26 protein-coding genes are annotated in these 24,805 nt (G+C 67.7%); 15 read left to right on the top strand and 11 right to left on the bottom strand.

Translation table 11 applies throughout. From position 1 onward, the window contains the following. The first annotated feature begins 26 nt into the window (after positions 1-26). Positions 27-1,370, top strand: coding sequence for a M20 family metallopeptidase (locus AC3A3Q_RS06020; RefSeq protein WP_487585357.1), 1,344 nt, complete (start codon positions 27-29; stop codon positions 1,368-1,370). A 7-nt stretch (positions 1,371-1,377) separates the two neighbouring features. Here AC3A3Q_RS06020 and AC3A3Q_RS06015 read toward each other — a convergent pair whose 3' ends face one another. Next, on the bottom strand, positions 1,378-2,019 hold the full coding sequence (locus tag AC3A3Q_RS06015) for a glutathione S-transferase family protein (protein ID WP_487585356.1): 642 nt from the start codon (positions 2,017-2,019) through the stop codon (positions 1,378-1,380). A 130-nt stretch (positions 2,020-2,149) separates the two neighbouring features. Here AC3A3Q_RS06015 and queF point away from each other — a divergent pair, with 130 nt between their 5' ends. From queF to AC3A3Q_RS06000, 3 genes are all read left to right on the top strand, one after another. Next, entirely contained in the window at positions 2,150-2,971 is an 822-nt protein-coding gene (queF, locus tag AC3A3Q_RS06010) for an NADPH-dependent 7-cyano-7-deazaguanine reductase QueF (RefSeq protein ID WP_487585355.1), read from the top strand. Between the two features lie 147 nt (positions 2,972-3,118). Then, a complete protein-coding gene (locus AC3A3Q_RS06005) occupies positions 3,119-3,418 on the top strand; it encodes a LysM peptidoglycan-binding domain-containing protein (RefSeq protein ID WP_487585354.1) in 300 nt (99 codons plus the stop codon). 53 nt (positions 3,419-3,471) lie between these two features. After that, a complete protein-coding gene (locus AC3A3Q_RS06000) occupies positions 3,472-3,960 on the top strand; it encodes a hypothetical protein (RefSeq protein WP_487585519.1) in 489 nt (162 codons plus the stop codon). An 83-nt stretch (positions 3,961-4,043) separates the two neighbouring features. Here the strand turns inward: AC3A3Q_RS06000 and AC3A3Q_RS05995 are convergent, their stop codons facing one another. Continuing rightward, a complete protein-coding gene (locus AC3A3Q_RS05995; protein ID WP_487585353.1) occupies positions 4,044-4,421 on the bottom strand; it encodes a YchJ family protein in 378 nt (125 codons plus the stop codon). Between the two features lie 111 nt (positions 4,422-4,532). On the opposite strand from AC3A3Q_RS05995, the gene AC3A3Q_RS05990 reads away from it, so the two are divergent. Together AC3A3Q_RS05990 and AC3A3Q_RS05985 are read left to right on the top strand one after the other, a co-directional pair. Next, the gene (locus AC3A3Q_RS05990; protein ID WP_487585352.1) at positions 4,533-5,240 is read left to right on the top strand and encodes a UPF0149 family protein; all 708 of its coding nucleotides are present in this window, start codon (positions 4,533-4,535) and stop codon (positions 5,238-5,240) included. Positions 5,241-5,519: 279 nt separating this feature from the next. Then, entirely contained in the window at positions 5,520-7,745 is a 2,226-nt protein-coding gene (locus AC3A3Q_RS05985; protein WP_487585351.1) for an NADP-dependent isocitrate dehydrogenase, read from the top strand. A gap of 132 nt (positions 7,746-7,877) precedes the next feature. Here AC3A3Q_RS05985 and AC3A3Q_RS05980 read toward each other — a convergent pair whose 3' ends face one another. Then, positions 7,878-8,942 carry a DUF4344 domain-containing metallopeptidase gene (locus AC3A3Q_RS05980; protein WP_487585350.1) on the bottom strand — a complete coding sequence of 355 codons (1,065 nt, stop codon included), beginning with the start codon at positions 8,940-8,942 and terminating at the stop codon, positions 7,878-7,880. A 93-nt stretch (positions 8,943-9,035) separates the two neighbouring features. Continuing rightward, the gene (locus AC3A3Q_RS05975; RefSeq protein ID WP_487585349.1) at positions 9,036-10,004 is read right to left on the bottom strand and encodes a DMT family transporter; all 969 of its coding nucleotides are present in this window, start codon (positions 10,002-10,004) and stop codon (positions 9,036-9,038) included. Positions 10,005-10,128: 124 nt separating this feature from the next. On the opposite strand from AC3A3Q_RS05975, the gene AC3A3Q_RS05970 reads away from it, so the two are divergent. Both AC3A3Q_RS05970 and AC3A3Q_RS05965 read left to right on the top strand, forming a co-directional pair. Next, positions 10,129-10,566, top strand: a complete 438-nt coding sequence (locus AC3A3Q_RS05970; protein ID WP_487585348.1) for an Lrp/AsnC family transcriptional regulator — start codon at positions 10,129-10,131, stop codon at positions 10,564-10,566. A 147-nt stretch (positions 10,567-10,713) separates the two neighbouring features. After that, positions 10,714-11,652 carry a DMT family transporter gene (locus AC3A3Q_RS05965; RefSeq protein WP_487585347.1) on the top strand — a complete coding sequence of 313 codons (939 nt, stop codon included), beginning with the start codon at positions 10,714-10,716 and terminating at the stop codon, positions 11,650-11,652. Here AC3A3Q_RS05965 and AC3A3Q_RS05960 read toward each other — a convergent pair. The 3 genes from AC3A3Q_RS05960 to AC3A3Q_RS05950 form a co-directional block, all read right to left on the bottom strand. Further along, entirely contained in the window at positions 11,625-12,449 is an 825-nt protein-coding gene (locus AC3A3Q_RS05960) for an AraC family transcriptional regulator (protein ID WP_487585346.1), read from the bottom strand. The genes AC3A3Q_RS05965 and AC3A3Q_RS05960 overlap by 28 nt on opposite strands. An 86-nt stretch (positions 12,450-12,535) precedes the next feature. Then, positions 12,536-12,769 (bottom strand): hypothetical protein, encoded by a 234-nt coding sequence (locus tag AC3A3Q_RS05955; protein WP_487585345.1) that lies wholly within the window; start codon positions 12,767-12,769, stop codon positions 12,536-12,538. A gap of 144 nt (positions 12,770-12,913) precedes the next feature. Continuing rightward, positions 12,914-13,129, bottom strand: a complete 216-nt coding sequence (locus AC3A3Q_RS05950) for a hypothetical protein (RefSeq protein WP_487585344.1) — start codon at positions 13,127-13,129, stop codon at positions 12,914-12,916. Between the two features lie 159 nt (positions 13,130-13,288). On the opposite strand from AC3A3Q_RS05950, the gene AC3A3Q_RS05945 reads away from it, so the two are divergent. From AC3A3Q_RS05945 to AC3A3Q_RS05935, 3 genes are all read left to right on the top strand, one after another. Next, a complete protein-coding gene (locus AC3A3Q_RS05945; protein ID WP_487585343.1) occupies positions 13,289-14,266 on the top strand; it encodes a LysR substrate-binding domain-containing protein in 978 nt (325 codons plus the stop codon). Between the two features lie 67 nt (positions 14,267-14,333). Continuing rightward, positions 14,334-15,209, top strand: coding sequence for a class I SAM-dependent methyltransferase (locus AC3A3Q_RS05940; protein WP_487585342.1), 876 nt, complete (start codon positions 14,334-14,336; stop codon positions 15,207-15,209). 134 nt (positions 15,210-15,343) lie between these two features. Next, entirely contained in the window at positions 15,344-15,877 is a 534-nt protein-coding gene (locus tag AC3A3Q_RS05935; protein ID WP_487585341.1) for a pseudouridine synthase, read from the top strand. A gap of 6 nt (positions 15,878-15,883) precedes the next feature. Here AC3A3Q_RS05935 and AC3A3Q_RS05930 read toward each other — a convergent pair whose 3' ends face one another. Next, positions 15,884-16,864, bottom strand: a complete 981-nt coding sequence (locus AC3A3Q_RS05930; RefSeq protein WP_487585518.1) for a DMT family transporter — start codon at positions 16,862-16,864, stop codon at positions 15,884-15,886. Between the two features lie 320 nt (positions 16,865-17,184). On the opposite strand from AC3A3Q_RS05930, the gene AC3A3Q_RS05925 reads away from it, so the two are divergent. Then, complete coding sequence (locus AC3A3Q_RS05925; RefSeq protein WP_487585340.1) at positions 17,185-18,297, top strand: hybrid sensor histidine kinase/response regulator; 1,113 nt, start codon at positions 17,185-17,187, stop codon at positions 18,295-18,297. A 64-nt stretch (positions 18,298-18,361) separates the two neighbouring features. Here AC3A3Q_RS05925 and AC3A3Q_RS05920 read toward each other — a convergent pair whose 3' ends face one another. Further along, on the bottom strand, positions 18,362-18,718 hold the full coding sequence (locus AC3A3Q_RS05920; protein ID WP_487585339.1) for a hypothetical protein: 357 nt from the start codon (positions 18,716-18,718) through the stop codon (positions 18,362-18,364). 142 nt (positions 18,719-18,860) lie between these two features. Between AC3A3Q_RS05920 and AC3A3Q_RS05915 the strand changes: the two genes are divergently transcribed. Beyond that, positions 18,861-19,526 (top strand): Fe2+-dependent dioxygenase, encoded by a 666-nt coding sequence (locus AC3A3Q_RS05915; RefSeq protein ID WP_487585338.1) that lies wholly within the window; start codon positions 18,861-18,863, stop codon positions 19,524-19,526. A gap of 4 nt (positions 19,527-19,530) precedes the next feature. Here the strand turns inward: AC3A3Q_RS05915 and AC3A3Q_RS05910 are convergent, their stop codons facing one another. Next, positions 19,531-20,550 carry a hypothetical protein gene (locus tag AC3A3Q_RS05910; protein ID WP_487585337.1) on the bottom strand — a complete coding sequence of 340 codons (1,020 nt, stop codon included), beginning with the start codon at positions 20,548-20,550 and terminating at the stop codon, positions 19,531-19,533. A gap of 163 nt (positions 20,551-20,713) precedes the next feature. Between AC3A3Q_RS05910 and AC3A3Q_RS05905 the strand changes: the two genes are divergently transcribed. Continuing rightward, positions 20,714-21,181, top strand: coding sequence for an REP-associated tyrosine transposase (locus tag AC3A3Q_RS05905; protein ID WP_487585336.1), 468 nt, complete (start codon positions 20,714-20,716; stop codon positions 21,179-21,181). Positions 21,182-21,250: 69 nt separating this feature from the next. Here AC3A3Q_RS05905 and hrpB read toward each other — a convergent pair whose 3' ends face one another. Next, positions 21,251-23,770, bottom strand: coding sequence for an ATP-dependent helicase HrpB (gene hrpB, locus AC3A3Q_RS05900; protein ID WP_487585335.1), 2,520 nt, complete (start codon positions 23,768-23,770; stop codon positions 21,251-21,253). 223 nt (positions 23,771-23,993) lie between these two features. Between hrpB and AC3A3Q_RS05895 the strand changes: the two genes are divergently transcribed. After that, entirely contained in the window at positions 23,994-24,800 is an 807-nt protein-coding gene (locus tag AC3A3Q_RS05895; RefSeq protein WP_487585334.1) for a TatD family hydrolase, read from the top strand. Positions 24,801-24,805 lie beyond the last annotated feature (5 nt).

Below are 24,805 nucleotides of genomic sequence, written 5' to 3'. Positions count from 1 at the left end.
CGGCACCGACCACACCGGAGTACTCGATGCGTCGTCCCGCCCTGCATGTCCTGCCTGCCCTCATCGCTGCCGTGCTCGCTTCGCCGGTCCATGCCCAATCGGCCACTGAACGGCCGGAGGTCACCGCCGCAGCCAAGTCCGTGCAGCAGAAGGTCGTGGCCTGGCGTCGAGACTTCCACCAGAACCCGGAACTGTCCAACCGCGAGACGCGCACCGCGGCCAAGGTCGCCGAGCATCTGCGTGCGCTCGGGCTGAAGCCGGTGACCGGCATCGCCCATAACGGCGTGGTGGCGATCATCCAGGGCGGCAAGCCCGGCCCGCGCGTCGCCTTGCGCGCCGACATGGACGCGCTGCCGGTGACTGAGCAGGTCGACCTGCCGTTCGCATCGAAGGCTACCGCGACCTTCCGCGGGCAGACGGTGGGCGTGATGCACGCCTGCGGCCACGACGCCCACACCGGCATCCTCCTCGGCATCGCCGATGCGCTGGTGAAGATGAAGGCCGACCTGCCCGGCTCGGTGATGCTGGTGTTCCAGCCGTCCGAGGAGGGCGCGCCCGATGGCGAGGAAGGCGGCGCTTCCCTGATGCTGGAGGAAGGCGTGTTCAAGACCTTCAAGCCCGATGCGATGTTCGGGCTGCACGTGTTCTCGACCCTGCAGGCCGGGCAGATCGGTGTTCGCCAGGGTCCGCTGATGGCGGCCTCGGACAAGTTCACCATCAAGATCAAGGGCCGGCAGACGCACGGTTCGCGACCGTGGGGTGGCATCGATCCGATCGTCGCCGCCGCCGACGTCATCGGCACCGCGCAGACCATCGTCAGCCGTCGCACCGACATCGCCAAGCTGCCGGCCGTGGTCACGTTCGGCGCGATCAACGGTGGCATCCGCTACAACATCATTCCCGATGAGGTCGAGATGGTCGGCACCATCCGCACCTTCGACGAGGGCATGCGGCAGAAGATCTTCAGCGACCTGAAGAACGTCGCCGAGCATGTCAGCGCCGCCAACGGTGCGACGGCCATCGCCAATGTCCCCGACAGCGAGGGCAATCCGGTGACGGTCAACAATCCGGCACTGACGGCGCGGATGCTGCCCAGCCTGCAGGCCGTGGCGGGCGTGGACAACGTGGTCGAGCCGTCGCTGCAGATGGGCGCCGAGGACTTCTCGTACTTCGCCAGGGAAGTGCCGTCGATGTTCTTCTTCGTCGGCGCCACGGCCAAGGGCATCGACCCGGTGACGGCACCGAGCAACCACTCGCCGCAGTTCGCACTGGACGAGTCGGCGCTGGACCTGGGCCTGCGGGCACTGCTGCAGGTGACGCTGGATTACCTGCATCAGCCGCAGGCGGTTGCGGTGGCCGGCAACGAATGATGGCTCGTCATCCCAACTCCTTCACCGAGTTGGGATCCATCGAGTACGGGTGCACCTGCGCCAGGTGCCCCGGCTGCTGCGCAACGCGCTCGATCCACGCGCACACTCTCGGATACTCGGCGAGATCGAATCCTGCTTCACCGGCCACGCCGACATACGCGAATACCGCGATGTCGGCGATGCCATAGACATCGCCGGCGATGAAATCGCGCGTCGACAACTCGTGTTCGAGGATGGCCAGTGCTTTCGCCCCGGCGGCGCGCTTGATCGCCACCAGCGCCTCCGGCCGACGTGTGAGCTTCCCGGTCAGCGTCCAGTGGCGAAGGGCGCCGATCTGGCTCTCGATGCGCTCTTGTTCGAACGACAGCCATTGCCAGGCCTTGGCCCGCCCGTAGGCATCATCGGCCAGGTACTGCGACCCTTCGGCGAGGTACATCAGGATCGCGTTGGACTCGGCGATCGTGCGACCGTCGTCCAGTTCGATCGCCGGCACGGTGCCGGTGGGGCTGATCGCCAGGTAATCCGGCCGGCGTCCTTCGCCCTCGAAGATGCTGACGATGCGGGTCTGCCAGGGCTGCCCGAGGTGCTGCAGCAGCTGGCGAACCTTCCAGGCGTTGCGGGAAGGCAGGTAGTCGTAGAGGGTGAACATGGTGGGGTCCCGGTGTGGTCGATGGCCGCAGTTTCGGCCGCTGCCACGACCCCCGCTATCCGATCCTTGCAGCGCCAGCCGGCGCCTACCGGTCAGGTTCAAGGTCGCCACCACGGGTAAAATCGCCGCCATGACCCACCAAGACCTGCCGCTCGGCCGCCACGTCGACTATCCGCGCGAGTACGACGCGTCCCTGCTGTTTCCGATCGCCCGTGCGCTCGGCCGCGGCCATATCGGCATCGACGACGATGCATTGCCCTTCATCGGCCTCGACCGCTGGCACGCCTATGAGCTGAGCTGGCTCGATGCCCACGGCAAGCCGCACGTAGGCACGGCGACGATCACGGTACCGGCGACGGCACCGAACCTGATCGAGTCGAAGTCGCTGAAGCTGTACCTCAACTCGTTCAACTCCTCGCGCTTCGACAGCGACCAGGCCGTGCGCGAACGCATGGCCGCCGACCTGACGCGCGCCGCGGGTGCGCCGGTGGACGTCGCCTTCGGCCTGCCGCCGATCGACGAGAGTGCCGACAATGCCATCGTCGACTGCATCGACGGTCTCGATGTCGCCATCGACGATTACGGCCCGCCCAATGCGGCGCACCTTGCCGCCGACCCCGCCCATGTCGTCACCGAGACGCTGACCAGTTCGCTGCTGAAGTCGAACTGCCCGGTCACCGGACAGCCCGACTGGGCGCGGGTGGTGATCACCTACCACGGTCCGCGGCTGGATCGCGCCGGCCTGCTGCGCTACCTGGTCTCGTTCCGCGACCACGCCGAGTTCCACGAGCAATGCGTCGAACGCATCTTTTCCGATCTGGTCGCGCATGCTTCACCGCAGCGTCTGTCGGTGGAGGCGCGCTACACGCGTCGCGGTGGCCTGGACATCAATCCCTGGCGCGCGACGCCGGGCAGCGAGCAGCCCACCGCGGGGCGCGACGAGCGGCAATGACGGCATTCGTTCATCTCTTCGCAAGCGAAATGAGACCGGGCTCATGCAAGCACCGGTGAACTGAGACAAGGCTCACCCGGTCGCCATATTTCCTTAACAAGGCGCGTGTCATGGTGCTCCCGCCATTCCGGCAGGAGCCGCCCACCCATGACCACACCGGACAAGAAAGCCGATTTCTCCGGCGTCAGCGCCAACGTCGACACCACCGCCGAGAAGGTCGAAAAGGCCGATTTCTCTGGCGTGTCCGCATCGGTCGACAGCACCGCCGAAAAAGTCGGCGAGCAGACCTATACCGTCGCCAAGGGCGACACCCTGTCGCATATCGCCAAGCAGTTCTATGGCAGTGCGAACAAGTGGAACGCGATCTTCGAGGCCAACCGTGACCAGCTGGACGATCCCGACAGGATCCAGCCCGGGCAGGTGCTGAAGATTCCGCCGCAGGACTGACCTCACTCCCCCCTTTCCCCTTTGCGCCAGAGTTCCAAGGAGATCGACTCATGATGATCCGTAATCGCCTGCACTACGCCGTCGCTGTTGCCTTGCTGGCATCGGTCGCCGTGGTGGGCTGCAAGAAGAAAGAAGAACCCGTCGCGGTAACCCCGCCGCCGGTCGAGACCGCGCCGGTTGCGCCGGCCGAGCCGATGCCGGCTCCGGTACCGGCAGGCGTGGCCGTTTCCAGCGTCACCCTCGGCACGACCGCGGGCCCCGACAAGAAGATCGCCGCACCGACCATGGCCTTCACGCCGAAGGACAAGATCATCGTGTCGGTCGCCACCGACGGCACGGCCAGCAATGCCGAAGTCGCCGCCCGCCTGGTCTACCAGGACGGCCAGACTGCCGGCGAGATGAAGCAGGCGCTCAACACCACGGGCGCGGAAACGACCAACTTCGAGTTCACCAATGCCAAGCCGTGGCCGACCGGCAAGTACAAGGCCGAAGTGACCGTCAACGGCGCGCCGGGTTCGACCACCGAGTTCGAGGTCAAGTAAGGCGCCAACACTCTCTCTCCCCCACCTCATGGTGGGCAAGCATGGGCGCGGTCCTTTGCCGCGCCCCTTTTTTTGCGCGTCGGTCAGTGATCGCCGTCGACGTAGAACCAGCGTCCGTCCTCGCGCACGAAGCGGCTGAGTTCGTGCAGGCGCACCGCCGGCGCTCCGCCGGACTTGTAGCGGGCGACGAATTCGACGATGGCGGTGTCGGCGCCCGTCATTGCATGGCGCCTGACCTCGAGCCCGAGCCATCGCGTTGCCGCGACGTCGCCCAGATCGAGCCGGTCGGGTCGCGTGTCGGCATGCCAGCTGGCCAGCAGGTAGTCGATGTCGCCCAGGACATAGGCGCTGTAACGCGACCGCATCAGTGCTTCGGCGGATTCTGCGATGGCGCCGGCGTGCAGCGGCCCGCAGCAGGCGGCATACGGGCGGCCGAGGCCGCAGGGACACGTGGCTGTCATGGAATGCGACGCTGAACCGGGCTGCCCGGGATGAAGGGGACCCTGCATTCTCGGCGAGAAAACACGCATGCGACTACCATGTCGCGTTTCTGTGATCGCGAGTTTCCCCCGATGAAAGCCCCCGCCTATCTCGACGACACCCAGATCGAACAACTGGCCGAGCTGCTGGAGCAGCGCGCGGTGCCCTTCAAGGGCTTCAACCTGGAGGCCCTCGACGGCTACCTGTCCGCGCTCGCGGTTGGCCCGGAAGTCATTCCGTTCGAGCAGTGGCAAGGCCCGGTATGGGGCACGCAGCCGCGCTGGAAGGACGACGAGGAGCGCGAGACCGTCGAAGCCCTGCTGCAGGGCCACTGGAACATGGTCAGCCAGCGCGTGCGCTTCGGTGACGACGACCTTCCAGACCATCTGGCGCCGCTGCTGTGGCTGCCCGAGGACCCGGAAGAGGAACAGGAGGACGACCTCGACGTCGGTCGCGACTGGGCGTTCGGCTTCTTCCGTGGCGTGGAGCTGAGCGAGATCCCCTGGGACACCTGGCTGGACGAGCACGAGTGGATCGACGAGATCTTCCTGCGCTTCGACCGCCTCGCCAGTGGCGAGGTCATCGGCGAGGATCCGGAGCAGCCCGGCACGCCGGTCAGCTACCGCGAACGCCTGGAGATCATCGCCAGCCTGCCGGGCATGCTCGCCGACCTGCACCACCAGCGCATCGAGGCGCTGACCCCGCGGGAACCCATTCGCCGCGAAGCCACGCCCGATCGCAACGAGCCGTGTCCGTGCGGCAGCGGCAAGAAGTACAAGAAGTGCTGCGGAGCCGCGTAGGAGCGAGCTTGCTCGCGAAGCCGTCCTGGCTGACCCGCCGGCCGCGAGCAAGCTCGCTCCTACCGGGTCGGAGGGTTCAGCACGGTCGCGTATGGATACACCTGACCCACACCGTTGCGCCCCGGCGCTTTGCCCGCCCCGTCTAAACCGCGACAATGCGACGGTTGCGCGCCTGCGGGCGCGCGTCGCCATCGGCAAGCACCGGCGTGAACCACCCGGTGCTGCCCGGCCTGCCCAGGCCTCCCGACCACACTGCATCCGCAAGCGAGTCACGCCGACATGTCCAACACCCCCAAGATCATCTATACGCTGACCGACGAAGCGCCGTTCCTGGCCACGCAGTCGCTGCTGCCGATCGTCGCCGCGTACACCGCCACCGCGGGCATTGAAGTCGAGACGCGCGACATCTCGCTGGCCAGTCGCATCCTGTCGCAGTTCCCCGACTTCCTGAAGGACGAGCAGAAGATCGGCGACCACCTGGCCGAACTGGGCGAACTGGCGACCACGCCGGACGCGAACATCATCAAGCTGCCAAACATCAGTGCCTCGGTGCCGCAGCTCAAGGCGGCAATCGTCGAGCTGCAGCAGCAGGGCTACGCGCTGCCGGACTACCCGGAAGAGCCGCAGGGCGAGCGCGAGAACGAGATCAAGGCCCGCTACGACAAGATCAAGGGCAGCGCGGTCAACCCGGTGCTGCGCGAAGGCAACTCCGACCGCCGCGCGCCGCTGTCGGTGAAGAACTACGCCCGCAAGCACCCGCACCGCATGGGCAAGTGGAACAGCGAATCGAAGTCGCACGTCGCCCACATGGACGGCGGTGACTTCTACGGCAGCGAGCAGTCGTACCTGATCGAGAAGGCCGGCACCGTCTCCATCGACCTGGTCGGCAAGGACGGCCGCCGCAACATGCTAAAGACCAACATCAAGGTCAAGGCCGGCGAGCTGATCGACGCTTCGGTGATGAGCGCTTCGGCGCTGTCGCGTTTCGTCGATGCGCAGATCGAGGACGCCAAGGCGCAGGGCGTGCTGTTCTCGCTGCACCTGAAGGCGACGATGATGAAGGTCTCCGACCCGATCATGTTCGGCATCGTGGTCAAGCGTTACTACCGCGACGTGCTGGCCAAGCACGGCAAGGAGCTCGAGCAGGCAGGCTTCGACCCCAACAACGGCATCGGCGATCTGTACGCGCGCCTGTCGTCGCTGCCGGCCGACGTCGCCGCCGCGATCGAGGCCGACATCGCCATCGAGTACACTCGCCGCCCGGCGCTGGCGATGGTCAACTCCGACAAGGGCATCACCAACCTGCACGTGCCCAGCGACGTGATCGTCGACGCTTCGATGCCGGCGATGATCCGCGACTCGGGCTGCATGTGGAACACCGACGGCAGGCTGCAGGACACCAAGGCGGTGATCCCGGATCGCTGCTACGCCGGCATCTACCAGGCCGTGATCGACGACTGCAAGGCCAACGGCGCGTTTGATCCGGCGACGATGGGCAGCGTGCCCAACGTCGGCCTGATGGCGCAGAAGGCCGAGGAATACGGCTCGCACGACAAGACCTTCCAGATCCCCGCCGACGGCACCGTGCACGTGCTCGACGAGGCCGGCAACGTGCTGATGGAGCACGCGGTGGAAGCCGGCGACATCTGGCGCATGTGCCAGACCAAGGACGCGCCGATCCAGGACTGGGTCAAGCTCGCCGTCAACCGCGCGCGCCTGAGCCACACCCCGGCGGTGTTCTGGCTCGATCCCAAGCGCGCGCACGACGCCAACGTGATCGCCAAGGTCGAGCGTTACCTCAAGGATCACGACACCAGCGGCCTGGACATCCGCATCCTCGCCCCGGTCGAGGCGATGAAGCTGTCGCTCGAGCGCATCCGCAAGGGCCAGGACACGATCTCGGTGACCGGCAACGTGCTGCGTGACTACCTGACTGACCTGTTCCCGATCATGGAGCTGGGCACCAGCGCCAAGATGCTGTCGATCGTGCCGCTGATGGCCGGCGGTGGCCTGTTCGAGACCGGCGCCGGCGGCTCGGCACCCAAGCACGTGCAGCAGTTCGTCGAAGAGGACTACCTGCGCTGGGATTCGCTCGGCGAGTTCCTGGCGCTGGCCGCCTCGATCGAACACATGGCCGAGCGCCATGGCGACCCGCGCGCGCGCGTGCTCGCCGATGCCCTCGATGCCGCCAACGGCAAGTTCCTCGACAACGACAAGTCGCCCTCGCGCAAGGTCGGCGGCATCGACAACCGCGGCAGCCATTTCTACCTGGCGATGTACTGGGCGCAGGCACTGGCCGCGCAGGATGCCGATGCCGGCCTGAAGGCGCGCTTCGCCAAGCTCGCCGCCGCGCTGGAGAGCAACGAGACGAAGATCGTCGAGGAACTCGCCGCGGTGCAGGGCAAGCCGGTGGAGATCGGCGGCTACTACCACCCGGATGTCGCGCTGATGTCGAAGGCGATGCGCCCGAGCGAGACGTTCAATGCGGCGGTGGCGGCGCTGTAAGCGCCCCCTCTCCCTGGCCGCTTTGCGGCCTGTCCCTCTCCCACAAGGGGAGAGGGATATCGCACTTCCTTCTCCCCTTGTGGGAGAAGGTGGCCCGCAGGGCCGGAAGAGGGGTAAGCGGCGAAGCCGCCGTTATTGCGACGTCGCCGGGCGCACGTACGGCAACGACGCGTTCCGGTCCCGTTCCTGCTCACGCTGCCGGAACAATCGGTTCGCCTTCTCTTCCGTCATCTCGAACTTCGGCGCCACGTAGGGCAGCAGCAGGCGTAGCCACGACTGGCTGATGCGTCGTGCCTCTTCCGGACAACCCTTCGCGCGCGCTTCCGGCAGGTCACCATCGGTGACGATGCTAAGGTAACGCGCCGGATCGCTGCCGTACAGCAGGCACTGCAGGTTGAAGTAGCGCTGCTCGCCCAGCGCGTGCTGGTCGGCGTAGGCATCGAGGTTGTATTCACCGGTGCTGCGCGCCAGGAACCAGTTCGACGCCATGCGCAGGTTCTCGGTCACCACCGTGGTGGACTCGTCCAGGCCGGCGAAGCGCAGCATCAGCGTGGTGGCGAGCTGGTCGACCGCGTCCTCCTCGCGCCCGGTGATCGGGATCTGCAGCATGTTGATCAGGGCGTGGCCGGTCTCGTGCAGGATGATGAAGCGGAAGTTGGCATCCAGGTAACGCTGCGCGTAATCGTCGCCGAGCTTGTTCTGCGCAGCCATTTCGCGGCCACGCTCGAGCAGCACCTTCATGGTCTCGTAGCACATGACCACTTCGCCGCGCTCGGGCGTGTAGAACGCGTTGGGTTCGCCACACTCGGCGGTGATGTAGTTGATCTGCCGCGGCAGCATCAGCATGCCGTCGATGGCATGCACTTCCGGCATCTTGTGCAGCAGGTCGCCGTCGTGGGCGAGCTTGTAGTACTCCTCCAGCGCCGGGTTCTTCGGCTTGACGTACTCGTAACCGAACTGCACGCCGCCCACCTTCGAATCGGCATCGGCCGCCTTGCCGAACACGACCGGCTTGAGCGCGGCCAGTTCGTCGCTGACCGCCTTCTCGGCGTCGGCGCGCCCTTCGGCCCGGCCTTCGGCGCGTGCGGCGGCCAGCTTGGCCGGTTCACGCTTGGCGACGATCAGCGAATAGCCGAAGGCGCCGCTGACCGCGCCCAGGGCCAACGACAACGTGACGATCAGGACTCTTGGCGACATGCGCTTCCCCGTTGCGTGGCGCATCCCATATTCCGCCACGCCCGGATCGTAGCGGCTTGGGCGTGACGACGGAACCGCCCCGCATTCACGTGGTCAGGACGCGTGCGCCTCGACGACCACCGGCTCCGGGCGGATGCGCACCGCCCACATCACGCCGGCGATCAACAGAGCGATGCCCAGCAGCGTCAGTGCGCCCGGCATCCGGCCGCGCAGCGCGAAGGCGTACGCCAGCGCCGCCAGGGTCTCGAACACGATCAACTGCCCCGCCAGCGCAGTCGGCAGGCGCTGGCTGGCTTCGTTCCAGCAGGTCGTGCCCAGCCAGGAAGCGAACAGGCCGATGGCCGCCATCAGGCCGATGAAGAACCACGGCCGCGGACCGAACGGCATCGCGAATTCGGCGCCGGCCAGAGCCATGCCTACCCACAGCAGGCCATAGCCCGCCGCGGCCAGCGGCAGCGTCGCCACGCCCTGCGCCGTCGCCCAGGTGCGCGGGCTGCGGTCCGGATGGGCGCGCAGCCAGTCGGCATTGCGCAGCGGGTACCACGTCCAGCAGGCCACGGCGACGATCGCGAGCAGCGCGCCCTGGGCATAGCGAAGCGGATCGGCGTCGGGATCGGCGCGCAGTGCCTGCAGTTCGACGTGGTTGACGCAGCCGATGCCGGCGGCGATCAGCAACAGCGACGGCAACAGCGCGCGCCATGGCAGGCGGCCATCACGGCGGCGGTCGCGCAGGTTGGCGCTGATCGCGATCACCACCGGCAAGGTGCCGATGATCATCGTCGGCAGCGGTGCACCGGCGAGCTGGATGGCGCTGGCCAGGCACAGGTAATAGATGAGGTTGCCGATGACGGCCAGTTTCACCGCTTCGCGCCAGTCGCTGCGCGTTAGCCGTCGCAACGCGGCGCGGTCCATCCACGCCAGCGGCAGCGCGATCAGGCCGAAGGCGAGATAGCGCCCAACCGACTGCAGCGCCGCCGGATACTCCGGCAACAACAGCGGGCCGACGAAGACCAGGCCCCACATCAGGCCGGCAGCTAGCGCGTAGAGGGTTCCGATCCACATGGGTGCAGCTTGCGCGGTGTGGAGCTTGCTGTCTTGAACCAGATTGCGGTGGCGACGCCTGCCGTCGGGGCCAGTGGTAACGTGTCGCCGACTGCGCACCAGCGACGCTCCAGCCATGAATGCAATGGATTCGGTAGACAAGCAGATCCTGGCGATCCTGTGCGGGAACGCCCGGATCTCCATGAAGGACCTCGCCGGCGAGATCGGACTTTCCGCGCCGGCCGCCGCCGAGCGCGTGCGACGCCTGGAGGAACGCGGCGTGATACGCGCCTTCACTGTCGAACTCGATCCGGCGGCAATGGGTTACTCGCTGCAGGCGATCGTCCGCATCCGGCCGATGCCGGGCAAGCTCCATCTCGTCCAGGAACTCATCACGCAGATTCCCGAGTTCGTCGAATGCGACAAGGTCACCGGCGATGACTGTTACATCGCGCGCCTGTTTGTTCGCAGCATCGAAGCCCTGGACCAGGTGCTTGACCGGATCGCCGACAAGGCTGAAACGAGCACTGCGATCGTGAAATCCCAGCCGATCAGGCGGCGCCTTCCACCGTTCGGGGCTTAGTACGCCCCTCGCTGCCTCGAAAGCCAACGCCGCGCATGGCTTTCGATTGTGAGGCGACGAGCTGTCATCACCTTCGGGAATCCATAGTTTTGCCCAACGCGCAGGGCCATTCTGTGCGCCTCTGATACAGCACGTGAGGCGCGGACCATGGAGAACAAGTGGCGGGGCACGACCGAGATGACAGCCTCGATGGCCATCCTCGGCACGATTGGATGGTTCGTCGTGGAGTCGGGTGTGCCGACCCTGGGCGTGGTGTTCTGGCGCTGCGCGCTCGGGGCGCTGACGCTGCTCGCGATCTGCCTTGCGCTCGGTCATCTGCGGCCGCTGCCATCGCGGCGCGTGCTGTTGCTGGCGGGACTGGGCGGTGTCGCCATCGTGTTGAACTGGCTGCTGCTGTTTGCCGCGTTCTCGCGCGCCTCGATCTCGATGGCGACGGCGGTCTACAACACGCAGCCGTTCCTGCTGGTCCTGTTCGGTGCCCTGTTCCTGTCCGAGCGCCTGACCGCAAGCAAGTTGTTCTGGCTGATCGTTGCGTTCGCCGGACTCGTACTGGTGGTGCAGGCAAAGCCCGGACCCGGTGCCTTCGACACGCGATACCTGCTTGGCATCGCCATGGCACTGGCCGCCGCTTTCTTCTGGGCGATTGCCGCGATCCTGGCCAGGAAGCTCGCCGGAACGCCGCCGCACCTGATCGCGCTCATCCACGTGCTCGTCGGCACGGCGATGCTTGCGCCGCTGCAGTTCGCGGTCGGACTTCCCACCGGTGCCCGCGCGTGGAGCCTGCTGGCGGTGGTCGGCGTCGTGCACACGGGCCTGGTCTACATACTGATGTACAGCGCGATCCAGAAATTGCCCACGCACCTGCAGGCATCGCTGTCGTTCGTCTACCCGGTGGTGGCGATCGTCGTGGACAGGATCGCGTTCGATCGCCACCTCGATGGCCTGCAGATCGTCGGTGCACTCGCGATCCTGCTGGCGGCCGCCGGAATGAACCTGGGCTGGAGCCTGCCAGCGCTGCGGCGCCGAGCGAGCGCCGCGCCGGTTGAGGATGCATACCCTCAGGTCGGGTGCAGCTGCCGGCGGTAGCGCGCCGGCGTCACGCCGTAACGGGCGGCGAAAGCACGCGTGAGGTGGGCCTGGTCGCTCAGGCCGACGCTGGCAGCCACGCGTGCGGGGGCTTGACCGCACGCCAGCAGACGCTTGGCTTCGAACAGGCGCAATGCCATCAGCATCTGTTGCGGCGTGGCGTGGTGGACCGCGCGGAAGCTGCGCAGGAAATGGAACGGGCTCAGTCCCGCGACGCTGGCCAGTTCTTCCAGCGTCATCGCTTGGTCGAGATTTGCACGCAGGTAATCGATGACCGGTGCGAAGCGCGGCTCGGCCTGGCGTGCAACCGGTGGGCGCCGCGCCTGGCGGGCGAATGTGTCGAGCAGCTGCGACAACAGACTGTCGAACGCCAGTGGTTCGCGCGCCCACCACAGCCCGTCGAGCAATGCCGTCACTTGCTTCGCGCTCGCAGGATCGTGGGCGACGGCATCGGCGAACCACCAGCCGCGCTCGCCGGTCACGGACTCCACCACGTCCGGATCGATGTAGGCCATGCGGTAGCGCCAGCCGCCGTCGGTTTCGGCGCGACCGGTATGCAGCGCATCGGGATTCATCAGTACCAGCGAATCCGCCGGCGCCAGGTGCTCACTGCCGTGATAGCGGAAGCGTTCGACGCCGGACTCGATCGCACCCAGGCCAAAGGCTTCGTGCGTGTGCGGCTCGAAGGCGTGGCGGACGATGTGCGCGCGATACAGCTCGATGCCGGGGCGGTGTGCCGGCCGGCGGAACTGCGCCACGTCCTGCGGATGCTCGAACTGGAGGGGGACGCCTTGCATGCGTCGATGATGCCACTCGCCGCGCCCTGCCTGCAGGCCGTCATGCCCGCACTGATGGGCATGACGGCGCGGATTTCGGCGCGGACTCAGAAGCGCATCAGATGCAGCGGCGGGTAGACCAGCGGCGGCTCCGCCTCGATCGCGCGGGCGAACGCCGCCGGGTCGATCCCGTCGCCGTCCAGACCTGCGTCCGATAGGGCGAAAGCGCGCGGCTGGTTGGGGTGGCGGGCGTAACGCAGGCCGTACAACGGCGTGCCGAAGGTCATCTCATTGCCGATGGCAGCGATGTCGCGCAAGGACTCGTTCTTGAACAACTGCATGGCATTACTCCGTGGGGGAGGGAGTAGCCGAGCCCTGGCACCGTCCATGGCGCCTTCTCGACTTCGTGTCCAGGCTAGCGGTCGGCGGTTACATCGCGCCTTCGCGTGTGTTGCCGTTTTGTTCCGCGCTTCCAATCGGGCTGTTCAGGCACAGCAGCCAACGGCGCAGGCATCGAAGTCGGGCGTGGAACGCGTCTCCTCCGTGCCGCGGGCAGCGCGCGCATGGCCCAGCGGAGCGAAGTACTTCTCCGATGCGGCGCGGTTGCCGTAGCCGTGCGAGTAACGGTCGTCGTCCTCGTCGAAGGGGCGCGGATCGGGTTGATTGGCTTGCAGGAACGACAGATTGGTGAAGATGTTCATGACGGACTCCCGGATTGATCCTGCCTGCCTGGCGTGGACAACTTCCTTGAACAGGATGCAAGATAGGCCCGCAGGTTTCGAAGGAAAAGCGACAGTTTTGCAACCAAGGATTGAGTTCCGCTCAAGTCTTGGCATGACAACCGGCACTGGAAACCGTCCATGAGTCGTCCGCCCCTGCAGGCCCTGATCGGATTCGCCGCCGCCGCGCGCATGGGCAACCTCACCCGCGCGGCCGAGTCGATGCACCTCACGGTCAGCGCCCTGAGTCATCAGATCCGCGCCATCGAAGAGCGGCTCGGCCGGCGCCTGTTCGTGCGCGGCGCACGCGGCGTGCGCCTGACCGACGACGGCCAGGCGTTGTACGAACGCATCGCGCCGCACCTCGACGCGATCGAGCGTGCGCTGCAGCCGCGCGCTTGCCGCGACGACTCGTTGACGATCACGCTGATGCCATCGTTCGCGTCGAGCTGGCTGGTGCCGCGCCTGCCGCGCTTCCTCGCCGCGCATCCGCAACTGGAGATCAGCCTGCAGTCGAACATCGGCGTGGTCGACTTCGCCCGCGATACCGCGATCGACGCCGGTCTTCGCTTCGGCCCGGGCAAGTGGCCGGGACTGGAGGCGGTGCACCTGTTCGACGACTGGGTGACGCCGACCGCGAGCCCGGCGCTGCTCGAACGCCTGGGCTACCCGACGCTGGAGACGCTCGGCAGCTTTCCGTTGCTCGGCGCGCCCGGCGGTCGCTGGAGCGAATGGTTCGCCGAGTTCGGCGGCACGCCGCCGGAGCGCTTCGTCGCCATCCTCGACGATTCGGAAAACCTGCACCGCGCCGCCGTCGAAGGACTCGGCATCGTGCTCGGGCGGATGACGCTGGCGCGCCCGCTGATCGAGGCCGGACGCCTGGTGACGTTGTTCGATGAACGCTTCAAGGCCGAGTTCGCCCATTACCTGGTGTTCCCGCCGCGTTCGCGCGGGCACCGCGGACTGGCCGTGTTCCGCGACTGGCTGCTGGAGGAAGCGCAGGTCTACGAGGCAGCCGAAGCGATACCGCCACGCCATGCCGGCGTTGCACGCAAGGCGACGAAGGTGGTCAAGAAGCCGAAGACGCCCCCGGCCACCAGGCGTCGCAAGGCCGGGTGATGGCCGCCGCCTGCGCTTGGGGTTAGGCTGGCGCCCCCGTACCGAGCCAAGGCCTGGAGCCCTCCGCATGAAACGCACGCTGCCCGTCGTCCTGCTGTCCAGCCTGATGTCCGTTGCACTTGCCGGCTGCGCCAGCGGCGCGCACGACTCCACCGCCGAAGCGGCCGCCGCCGCTGGCGCGAGCGCCAAGCCGGACAACAGCGCCGCCCTCGATGCCGCCCTCGCCGGCAGCAACCGCGACCCGCGCAATGTCGTGCGCGATCAGTATCGCCACCCGCGCGAGACCCTGGCCTTCTTCGGTGTAGCGCCGCAGCAGACCGTCATCGAGATCACTCCGGGCGGCGGCTGGTATTCGGAGATCCTCGCGCCGTATCTGAAGAACGGTGGCCACTATGTCGCCGCGGTGTGGGACGACGCGATCCCCGGCCAGCCCAAGTACCGCTACGACCTCAACAAGACCCTGCGCGGGAAGTTCGCCGGCAACGCCGCCGTCTACGGCACGCCGGAAGTGCGCGTGTTCGATCCCAAGGCGCCGAACTTCGGCCCGGCCGGTTCGGCCGACACCGTGCTGACCTTCCGCAACGCCCACAACTGGGTCAGCGACGGCAATGCCGAGGCTTACTTCAAGGCCTTCCACGATGTCCTCAAGCCGGGCGGCACGCTCGGCGTGGTCGACCATCGCGCCAAACCTGATGCGAGCCTGGATGCGCAGAAGAAGTCGGGCTACCTGACCGAAGCGCTGGTGATCCAGCTGGCCCAGGGCGCCGGTTTCGTTCTCGAGGAAAAGAGCGAGGTCAACGCCAACGCCGAGGACACCACCGACCATCCGAACGGTGTCTGGACGCTGCCGCCGGTCAACCGCCACGACGCCGCCGATGACGCCAAGTACAAGGCAATCGGTGAAAGCGACCGGATGACGCTGCGGTTCCGCAAGGCGCGGTGAGGCCAGGGCGGGAGTGAGAAGCGGGAATGGGGAATGGGGAACGACGGCGTGTCGACGCCGCCATTCCCCGGCCTCCGGTTGCGATTAGTTCCCGCTTCCCTATTCCCGCTCCTCATTCCCGCTTCATCCCAACCATGCTCATCGCTTTCAACAAGCCCTATGGCGTGCTGTGCCAGTTCACCGACCGCAGCACCCCGCCACGACCGACGTTGGCGGGTTTCGGCCTGCCGCCGCAGGTCTATGCCGCCGGCCGCCTCGACCACGACAGCGAAGGCCTGCTGCTGCTCACCGATGACGGCGGGCTTGCGCATCGCCTGACCGATCCGCGCCACAAGCAGCCCAAGACCTACCGGGTGCAGGTTGAAGGCGATCCGACGGACGAACAGGTCGCGATGCTTGCGCGCGGTGTCGTCCTCAACGACGGCCCGACGCGACCGGCACAGGCGCGGCGCATCGAGACGCCGTCGCTGTGGCCGCGCGATCCGCCGGTGCGCTTTCGCAAGACGGTGCCCGATGCCTGGCTGGAGATCACGATCAGCGAAGGCCGCAACCGCCAGGTGCGGCGCATGACCGCCGCGGTCGGTTTGCCGACGTTGCGCCTGGTGCGTGTGGCGATCGGGCCTTATCTCCTCGGCGATCTGCCGCCCGGCCAGTGGCGCGAACTGTAGGAGCGCTCAGCCCCGCGTCTCTTCGCGCGGATCGGTATCGGCGGGAAAGTTCGCCACCGGCACCGAGTTCGCTCCGGGGCGCGTCAACAGCAGTACGCCACTGAGCACCACCGCGGTGCCGATCAGCTGCACCGCCGTGATCGGCTCGCCGAGCAGCCAGGCGCCGAGGAACACCAGCGAAACCGGCCCGATCACCGACATCTGCGCCGCCGATCCGGCCCCAAGTCGCGCCACCGCGCCCATGGTGAAGGTCACCGGCAGGAACGTGCAGAAGATCGCGTTGACCAGCGCCAGCCAATAGACATTCGTGGGCAGTTGCAGCAGATGCAGCGGATCGCGCAGCAGCAGGTAGTGGATCACCGTCGCCGCGGTCGACACGCACATCGCATACGCCACCAGCCGCAGCGAACCGATGCGCTGGATCAGCTGGCCCGACATCGCCAGGTACAGCGCGTAGCTCAGCGCGGCCAGCAGCACCAGGCCGCTGCCGAACAGCACGTGCTCACCCTGCACGCGCATGTTCTCGACGAACACCAGGGCGACGCCGGCGTAGCTGACGGCCAGGGCGATCCATTCCTTGCGCGCGACCTTGCGGCCGAAGGCGAACACGCCGATCAGCAGCACGAAGGTCGGGTTGAGGAACAGGATCAGCCGCTCCAGCGACACCGGCACGTATTCCAGTCCCCAGAAGTCGAACAGGCTGGAGAGGTAGTAGCCGAGCACGCCCAGGATCAGGATCAGGCCGAAGTCGCGGCGGCTCATCGCCATCCGACCGGGCCGCCGCGATTCGTGGATGCCGAGGATCACGAACAGGGGCAGCGACATCAGCATCCGCAGCGCGAGCACGTCGAGCGCGTCGATGCCGTAGCGGTACTGGAACTTGGCCAGGATGGCCTTGGCCGAGAACAGCACCGCGCCGACCGCGGCCAGGGTGAAGCCGACCCGGCGGGCGCGGCGCGCGGCCGGGTCGTGGGGCCGCGGCGTCAGCGGGACGGCTCATCCGAGGACCAGGCCCGGCGGGGCGACCTGCAGCGACGAACGGCCGGGCGGGCGGAGGGACTGGCGCATTGGGGGGTCGCGGCAGGAGTAGGGTGGTACATGATGCGGCGCGTTGTGGTCGTTGGGGCAGACGCATCCCGCAACGCCGTGTTGCGGATCATGACCGGATGTCGACCGATGCCGGCACTGGATTGCGGGCGATGGGGTGTCAAATGCACGCAATCAGGCGGGTTTCTGCTAACGTCTGGGCCGATGCTGCCGCGGCGCGAGAGGGGACGTCGCCGCCACGGGGACACGGACGCATGGCCATGGCAACAAGCAACGCAGGCCCGAACACATCGGGACGTATCCTGGTCGTTGACGACCAGAACGTGAACCTGCGCGTGGTCGGAACCCTCCTCGTCCGTCAGGGCTACGAGGTGATCACGGCTGGCAGCGGCGAGGAAGCGCTTCAGCGCTACGTCGAAACGCCGCCCGACCTGATCCTGCTCGACATGATGATGCCCGGCATGGACGGCTTCGACGTGCTGGCTTCGCTGCACGATCTGGGCCCGTTGCAGGTGCCGGTGGTCTTCGTCACCGCCGCCCACGACCGCGACCTGCTGCTGCGCGCCTTCGACGCCGGCGTGGTCGATTACGTCACCAAGCCCTTCCTTCCCGAGGAGCTGCTGGCCCGGGTCAACGCCCACGTCGGCCTGAAGCTGACCCGCGACCGCCTCGAGCGCGTCGCCCGCGAGCGCGAGGAACTGGTCAACCTGGTCGCCCACGACCTGAAGAATCCCCTCAGCAGCGTGCTGTTCGCCGGCGAGCTGCTACGCAGTGGCGTGTGCAAGCCCGAACGGGTGCCGCGCTACCTGCAGATGATCCACGAGAGCGCCGACGACGCCCTGGGCTATATCCGCCATTACCTGGAAAGCCAGGCCGGGCGGCTCAAGCAGGAGTTTCCCGCCGAGCGCGCCGATGTCGGCGAGACGCTGGAATGGCTGCTGCAGCGCTACGAGATCCAGCTGGAAGCCCGCGGCATCCGCATCGACCTGCGACCGCCGGCCGGCCGCGCCGAGGTCGCGATCCACCCGCGCGTGCTGCGCCAGGTCAGCGAGAACCTGGTGACCAATGCGATGAAATACGCGCCCGACTGCGAGCTGCTGCTGACCGCGCGCAGCGGCGCGCCGGGCTACTGGCAGCTGATCGTCGCCGACCGCGGCCCGGGCATTCCGGCCGACCGCCAGCGCGAGCTCTTCAAACCGTTCGTGCGGCTGCACGAAGGCACCGATGCCGATGGCCTGTCCAACGGCCTGGGCCTGTCGCTGGCCAAGCGCATCATCGCCAATGCCGGCGGCCAGCTCTGGTACGAGCCGCGCCGCCACGGCGGCTCGCGCTTCATCATCGAGTTGCCGGAAGCCGCACCGATCACCTTGTAGGAGCGAGTTTGCTCGCGACCTCCAACAGGTAATGCCCGGCAATGGATCGCGAGCAGGCTCGCTGCTACGGGCTTTCGACGCGGCGGGTGCGGCGCGCGGCAGGCCGCTTCGTCGTGCGCTGCGCCTCGACCCGGCGCGAGGAACCTTCGATCGCCTCGCCATTCTCGGCCTGGCGGGCGCGCCGCTTGGCCGCATACCAGAGCAGGCCGGCGCCGGCGACGGCAGCGGCGATCAGCACCGGGTTGCGGCGCGCGAACTTGCCCGCCACCGTCACCCCGCTCTTGACCACGCCCAGCTTGGCACCGGTTTCGAGCCACTTGCCCGCCTGGTGGGTGACGCCGGGCACGGCATGGCGGATGTTGTCGCTGACCGCGGAAGCCAGTTCCAGGGCGCGTTCGGGCAGGTCGGAGAGCTTGCTCATCGTGGATAACCCGGGGAAACGGTGACAGGGGTGCAGTGTCCACGCCGGTTCGTTGAAGCGGCGTGAGCGGAACGCGTGGTTGCCGGCTCGTGGCTGAATGCCGATCATGGCCTTTGCCTCATTCGCACCAGCGCGGTCCGCCATGATCCGAGTGTTGCCCAACGTGCTCTCCGCCGCCGAACTGCAGGCGGTGCGCGAGTTGTTGCCGCAGGTGCGCTTCGGCGACGGCCGCGTCACCAATCCCGACTCGTCGGTGAAGCAGAATTTGCAGGCGCCGCAGGAAGACCCGGCCAACGCCCGCATCGCCCAGATCGCCCGCGATGCACTGATGCGTTATCCGGAGCTGCGCGTGTTCGCGCAGCCGCGGACGATGGCGCGCACCACGGTCGTGCGCTACGAGCCGGGCATGAACTACGGCTGGCATGTCGACGAGGCATTGTTCCCGTCGACGCCGCCGATGCGCAGCGACCTGTCGTGCACGGTGTTCCTCAATGAGCCGGGCGACTACGACGGCGGCGAACTGACCATCCAGCTCGGCGCACAGGAGCTGTCCTACAAGCTCGAGCCCGGCAGCGCGATCCTGTATCCGTCCACCACCATCCATCGCGTCACGCCGGTCACGCGCGGCGTGCGCCTGGCAGCGATCACCTGGCTGCAGAGCTGGGTCGCCGACAGCGGCCAGCGCGAACTGCTGGTGCAGCTGGAGGAAGCACGCGCACTGGCCGCCAGCGGTGGCGATCGCCAGCGCCTGCAGGTGCTGCTGGAATCGCTGCGGACGAATCTGTTCCGGATGTGGGCCGACACCTGACCGGTTAGGCGACGGCAACGTCGCGCAGTTGCGGATGCTGCAGCAGCAGCGCTTCCACCCACGCCTCGCCTTCGGCGATTTCGGCGCCGTGCCGCTGCATCGCCAGCGCCAGGTCGTGGGCACGATCGTCACGGCTGTAATCGTGCGCCTGCGCCTTCGAGTATCGACCCCAGGCCGGTGAGCCCATCGCCTGGTCGACACCTTGCGGATCGATGGCAAGGTGTTCGGCCACGCGTTGCAGCTGCTCGCGCGGTTGCAGCAGCAGCGCGTCGAAATCCACGCGCATCACGCGCGCCGCATCGTCACCGTTGGCGATGGCGTCGAAGCGGATCCGCTCGGCCAGCCAGCCCATCGCGCATTGCTGCGGCAGGCTCAGTGCATGCAGTTCTATTCCATCGGCGTAGCCGCGTGCGTTCAGGTCGTGCAGGCGCTCACCGGCGGCATTGGCCGCGTCCAGCACCGACGCCGGCGACTTGAGCAGCGTGGCCAGGTAAGGACGCAGTGGCATGTCGAGCAGCACTGCGTGCATGGTCGGATGCAGTGCAAGCAGCGGGGCGATCAGGCCGTTGCAGCTGCTGGTCGCCTTGACCACGCTGCGGGTCTGCGGCGGCAGCGCTTGCGACCAGCGCGACCACAGGATTTGCAGCAACTGCGATGCCTGCGCGGCGGACAGGCGCGACTGCGGTGTCTGCAGCCCGGGCCAGGCCTCGGCCAGCGTGCGCAACGGCAACGGCTCGCGCAGTCCCTGCACCTGCGGCCAGCTGTCGAGCAGGCGGCTGAGCAGCGTCGAGCCGCAATGGCCGATATGGAAAATCGCATCGGCCGGCTTGCTGGCATCGCCGTCGCGGGCGAGCACGGCATCGAGCGGCATCCAGCCGCCCTCGGCGTTGGCCGGCAGCGCGCGATCGTCGAGGAACGCCGCTTCGCGTCGCTGCGCCGCATCCAGGCGCAGCCACAGCACGCGCCGCCCGACCAGGTCGAGCTTGAAGGGCAGGAACCCCGGATCGTCGAGCGGTGACGTCATGCCGCCAGTGTAGCCCGCGCCCGCATCGCCACGTAGGAGCGAGCTTGCTCGCGAAAGGCCTCCGGGTGGCCGATACGCACGAGATCGCGAGCAAGCTCGCTCCTACGCTTGCAGCCTCAGATGCCTGATTCGGATCGGCGCGGCGCGGCGGCACGATCAGCCGATGCAGATCCTTTCGAATCCGGGAAGCCGTGCCTTGCGAAAGGGCCGGACGTCGCTCTGCGGGCAGATCTATCTGGTAACCGTTGCCTGCCAGCGCCGCGAGCGACGCTTCTGTAACACCCGTGCTGCCCAGGACGTGAGCCGCATGCTGCATAGCGCGGACATCTGGAACGATGCGGTCAACCTTGCCTGGGTATTGATGCCCGACCACTGGCACGCATTGGTGCAGTTGGGACAGTCCCGGGCGCTGTCGTCAGTGATGCAACGCGTCAAGTCCGTCACCGCACGCGCAACAAACGAAGCAACAGCTCGGCGCGGTCGCGTCTGGCAGGCGGGGTACCACGATCGCGCACTGCGTCACGAAGATAGCCTCGTGGGCTGTGCCAGGTACATCGTCGCCAATCCGGTTCGCGCAGGACTGGTCACCCGCGTCCGCGACTACCCCTACTGGAATGCGGTCTGGCTGTAGGAGCGAGCTTGCTCGCGAACAGTGTGCAGCCTCTGCCCGGCAAGTCGCGAGCAAGCTCGCTCCCACAGATCACGTGCCGCGGGGCTTGGCGCGGTGGGTGGCGGCCGCGGTCCACGGGTCGTCGGGCCAGGGATGGCGCGGGTAGCGACCTTTCATTTCCTTCTTCACTTCCGGATACGTGCGGTCCCAGAAGCCGCGCAGGTCCTGGGTGATCTGCAGCGGCTTGCCGCCCGGCGAGAGCAGGTGCAGCGTCAGCGGCACGCGGCCTTCGGCGATGCGCGGCGTGTCGGCCAGGCCGAACAGTTCCTGCAGCTTCACTGCCAGCACCGGCGCCACCGGCGTGTCGGCGGCATCGTCAAAGGCGTACTCGATCGATCGCTCCATGCCCGACGGCACCGCCATCCGCGTCGGCGCCAGCGCGTCGATCTTCTGCCGCAGCGACCAGTCGAGCTGCGATCGCAGCGCCTCGCCCAGTTCCTGCTCCGACAGCGCATCCAGACGGGTCTTGCCGCTGAGCACGGGCTTGAGCCACTGCTCCACCGTCGCCATCAGCGCATCGTCCGACAGGTCGGGCAGTTGGAGTTCGGGCAGCCAGGCGCGCAGGCAGCGCACGCGTGCGCGCCATTGCGACACCGACGGCGTCCACGGCAGCGCCTGCAGGCCGAGCTGGCGCACGGCGTCGACCAGCGCATCGGCGTAGCGCGACGGGTCGGGCTTCGCCAGCGGCCGGCTGTCGATGACGATCCGGTCGAAGCGTTGCTCGCGTACGGCGGCTATTCCGCGCAATGCGCTGTCCCAGACGACGCGGTCCTCGCTGACGAAGCGCTTGGGGAATTCATTGCGCAGGCGTTGCTCGTCGAGCGGTGCTGCGCGCATCACACGCGCATCGCGCGGGTCATCGCGCAGCTCGCTGATCGCGATCCATGGCTCGCCATACAGCGCGCTGTCATCGAACAGTTTGGCGCTGCGGCCGTTGGCCAGCTGATAACGGTAAGGATCGCTCGGATGCTGGCGCGCAATTCGATCAGGGAACGCATGCAGCAGCAGATCGCCGAGCAGATGCGGCGGCGCGGAAGCCGGCGGCGATGCATCGACTCGCAGGCGCCGGCGCCATTGCTTCGCAGCCTGGTCGATCGCGGCAAGCGCCGAGCGCGAGGCGTCGCCGCCGACGCGACCGGCGCGGAATGCCGCCAGCGCCTGCCAGCGTTCGGCCACCGCGTCGCTGCGCGAGCGCAAAGGATCACGCGCCTCGATCAGCGCGGCCAGGTCGCAGGCCAGCGCGCGCTCGCTTGCCTGCGTTGGTGCCAGCAGCATCGCTGCCAGGCGCGGGTGCGTACCCAGTGCGAGCATGCGCCGGCCCAGCGGCGTGATCGCGGCGCCGTCGAGCGCACCCAGGCGTTGCAGCAGTTCGCGCGCAGCCGCCAGCGCACCACCCGGCGGCGCATCGACGAAGCGCAGGTTGGCATCGCCCCACGCCGCCAGCTCCAGCGCCAGGCCGGCCAGTTCGACCTGCCCGATTTCTGCCCGGCGCTGCGGCTCGAGGCGCTGCGACTCGGGCCACAGCCGGTACGCCCAGCCTTCGGCGACGCGACCGGCGCGGCCGGCGCGCTGGTCGGCGGAGGCCTGGGCGATGGTGACCACGTCGAGCCGGGCGAAGCCGCTGTTGGGGTCGTATCGGGGTTCGCGCGCCTGGCCGCTGTCGATCACCACGCGCACTGCGGGCAGCGTCACGCTGGATTCGGCCACATTGGTGGCGAGCACGACGCGACGGTGCCCGTCCGGATCGGGCTGGAGCACGCGCGACTGCTGCTCCACCGGGAGCTCGCCGTGCAGGGTCAGCACATCGGCGCTCGCCGACGACGCACACGCCTCCAGCGCCGCCTGCACCCTGGCGATCTCGCGCTGCCCGGGCAGGAACACCAGCACGTCACCGGGATGCTGCGTCAGCGCCTGTTCGACGGCGCGGCGCGCCTGGTGCTCGAGTGCCTCCTCGCGTCGCGCCGGGAAGTGCGCGACGGTAACCGGATAGCTGCGTCCGGCGCTGCTCAGTCGCGGCGCGTCGAGGAAGGCGGCCAGCCGTTCGCCATCGAGCGTGGCCGACATCACCACGATGCGCAGGTCCTCGCGCAGGCCGGACTGCACGTCCAGCGCCAATGCCAGGCCGAGGTCGGCGGCGAGGTGGCGCTCGTGGAATTCGTCGAACAGCAGCGCGCCGATGCCTTCGAGCATCGGATCGTCCTGCAGCATCCTCGTCAGGATGCCTTCGGTGACCACTTCTATGCGCGTGCGCGCCGACACCTTGTTCTCGAAGCGGATGCGGTAGCCGACCGTTTCACCCACCGGCTCGCCGCGCTGGCGGGCCATGAAACCGGCGGCGGCACGCGCGGCCACGCGGCGCGGCTCCAGCATCACGATCTTCTGGCCGGCCAGCCACGGCGCATCGAGCAGCGCCGGCGGCACCTGCGTGGTCTTGCCGGCACCTGGGGGCGCCTCAAGGACCAGGCGCGGATGCGAGGCCAGGCTGTCGCGGATGCGCGGCAGCAGCTCGTCGATCGGGAAGGTGGGTGCTGGAGTGGCTTTTTCGTTCACTGCACAAGGATAGAGCGTGAATGTGGAGCCGGAAGGGGGAATGCGTGGTTGAGGGAGTGCGTCGGCAGCGTCTGTGCCGGCGTGGCTTCTGGTGCGACGTGGCGCCAATGCCAGTCGCCTTTCGTTCCCCCTTCCCCCTTCCCGCTCCACATTCCCGCTTGACACTCCTGCCCCACCCCGTGCGCATTGCTAAACTGCCCCGCCCCGCAACGCCCCTTCAGACATGCAACTGGTCGACATCGGCGCCAACCTCACCCATGACTCGTTCGACCACGACCGCGATGCCGTGCTCGCACGTGCGCGCGAAGCCGGGGTGGCGCAGATGGTGATCACCGGCGCCAGCCGCGAGCATTCGCCGCTGGCGCTGAAACTGGCCAAGCAGCATCCCGGTGAGCTGTTCGCCACCGCCGGCGTGCACCCCCACCACGCCAGCGAGTACACCAGCGAATGCGATGCGGAGCTGCGCGAACTGCACTCGCACGCCGAAGTGGTCGCCGTGGGCGAGTGCGGGCTCGACTACTTCCGTGATTTCTCGCCGCGACCTGCGCAGCGCCGGGCTTTCGAGCAACAGCTGCAGATCGCCGTCGACCACGCCGTCGACGGCGTGGCCAAGCCACTGTTCCTGCACCAGCGCGATGCGCACGCCGACTTCATGGCGATGATGAACAACTTCGACGGCCGCATCGGCCCGGCGGTCGTGCATTGCTTTACCGGCACGCGAGAGGAACTGTTCGACTACCTCGACCGCGACTGGCACATCGGCATCACCGGCTGGCTCTGCGACGAGCGCCGCGGCCAGCACCTGCGCGAGCTGGTGAAGTCGATCCCGGCCAACCGCCTGATGATCGAGACCGACGCGCCGTACCTGCTGCCGCGCACGATCCGGCCGGCACCGCCGCACCGTCGCAACGAGCCGATGTACCTGGCCCATATCGTCGAAGAACTGGCCCGCGATCGCGGCGAGGACGTCGCCACCGCCGCGGCCAACAGCACCGCCACGGCGCGCGCGTTCTTCCGCCTGCCCGGCTGAGGTCG

Source organism: Lysobacter sp. Soil_C_59 (assembly GCF_057656415.1).
The sequence above is the reverse complement of the archived record's forward strand: the minus strand, read 5'-3'. Positions and strand labels throughout refer to the sequence as shown.

Coding starts and splice junctions, on each gene's coding strand:
- AC3A3Q_RS05910 (WP_487585337.1), bottom strand. CDS start 20,550: ATGACGTCACCGCTCGACGATCCGGGGTTCCTGCCCTTCAAGCTCGAC.
- AC3A3Q_RS05950 (WP_487585344.1), bottom strand. CDS start 13,129: ATGAACATCTTCACCAATCTGTCGTTCCTGCAAGCCAATCAACCCGAT.
- AC3A3Q_RS05980 (WP_487585350.1), bottom strand. CDS start 8,942: ATGTCGCCAAGAGTCCTGATCGTCACGTTGTCGTTGGCCCTGGGCGCG.
- AC3A3Q_RS05935 (WP_487585341.1), top strand. CDS start 15,344: ATGCTCATCGCTTTCAACAAGCCCTATGGCGTGCTGTGCCAGTTCACC.
- AC3A3Q_RS05970 (WP_487585348.1), top strand. CDS start 10,129: ATGGATTCGGTAGACAAGCAGATCCTGGCGATCCTGTGCGGGAACGCC.
- AC3A3Q_RS06020 (WP_487585357.1), top strand. CDS start 27: ATGCGTCGTCCCGCCCTGCATGTCCTGCCTGCCCTCATCGCTGCCGTG.
- AC3A3Q_RS05915 (WP_487585338.1), top strand. CDS start 18,861: ATGATCCGAGTGTTGCCCAACGTGCTCTCCGCCGCCGAACTGCAGGCG.
- queF (WP_487585355.1), top strand. CDS start 2,150: ATGACCCACCAAGACCTGCCGCTCGGCCGCCACGTCGACTATCCGCGC.
- AC3A3Q_RS05975 (WP_487585349.1), bottom strand. CDS start 10,004: ATGTGGATCGGAACCCTCTACGCGCTAGCTGCCGGCCTGATGTGGGGC.
- AC3A3Q_RS05925 (WP_487585340.1), top strand. CDS start 17,185: ATGGCAACAAGCAACGCAGGCCCGAACACATCGGGACGTATCCTGGTC.
- AC3A3Q_RS05995 (WP_487585353.1), bottom strand. CDS start 4,421: ATGACAGCCACGTGTCCCTGCGGCCTCGGCCGCCCGTATGCCGCCTGC.
- AC3A3Q_RS05945 (WP_487585343.1), top strand. CDS start 13,289: ATGAGTCGTCCGCCCCTGCAGGCCCTGATCGGATTCGCCGCCGCCGCG.
- AC3A3Q_RS05960 (WP_487585346.1), bottom strand. CDS start 12,449: ATGCAAGGCGTCCCCCTCCAGTTCGAGCATCCGCAGGACGTGGCGCAG.
- AC3A3Q_RS05920 (WP_487585339.1), bottom strand. CDS start 18,718: ATGAGCAAGCTCTCCGACCTGCCCGAACGCGCCCTGGAACTGGCTTCC.
- AC3A3Q_RS06015 (WP_487585356.1), bottom strand. CDS start 2,019: ATGTTCACCCTCTACGACTACCTGCCTTCCCGCAACGCCTGGAAGGTT.
- AC3A3Q_RS05990 (WP_487585352.1), top strand. CDS start 4,533: ATGAAAGCCCCCGCCTATCTCGACGACACCCAGATCGAACAACTGGCC.
- AC3A3Q_RS06005 (WP_487585354.1), top strand. CDS start 3,119: ATGACCACACCGGACAAGAAAGCCGATTTCTCCGGCGTCAGCGCCAAC.
- AC3A3Q_RS05895 (WP_487585334.1), top strand. CDS start 23,994: ATGCAACTGGTCGACATCGGCGCCAACCTCACCCATGACTCGTTCGAC.
- AC3A3Q_RS05940 (WP_487585342.1), top strand. CDS start 14,334: ATGAAACGCACGCTGCCCGTCGTCCTGCTGTCCAGCCTGATGTCCGTT.
- AC3A3Q_RS05905 (WP_487585336.1), top strand. CDS start 20,714: ATGCAGATCCTTTCGAATCCGGGAAGCCGTGCCTTGCGAAAGGGCCGG.
- AC3A3Q_RS05965 (WP_487585347.1), top strand. CDS start 10,714: ATGGAGAACAAGTGGCGGGGCACGACCGAGATGACAGCCTCGATGGCC.
- AC3A3Q_RS05985 (WP_487585351.1), top strand. CDS start 5,520: ATGTCCAACACCCCCAAGATCATCTATACGCTGACCGACGAAGCGCCG.
- AC3A3Q_RS06000 (WP_487585519.1), top strand. CDS start 3,472: ATGATCCGTAATCGCCTGCACTACGCCGTCGCTGTTGCCTTGCTGGCA.
- AC3A3Q_RS05955 (WP_487585345.1), bottom strand. CDS start 12,769: ATGCAGTTGTTCAAGAACGAGTCCTTGCGCGACATCGCTGCCATCGGC.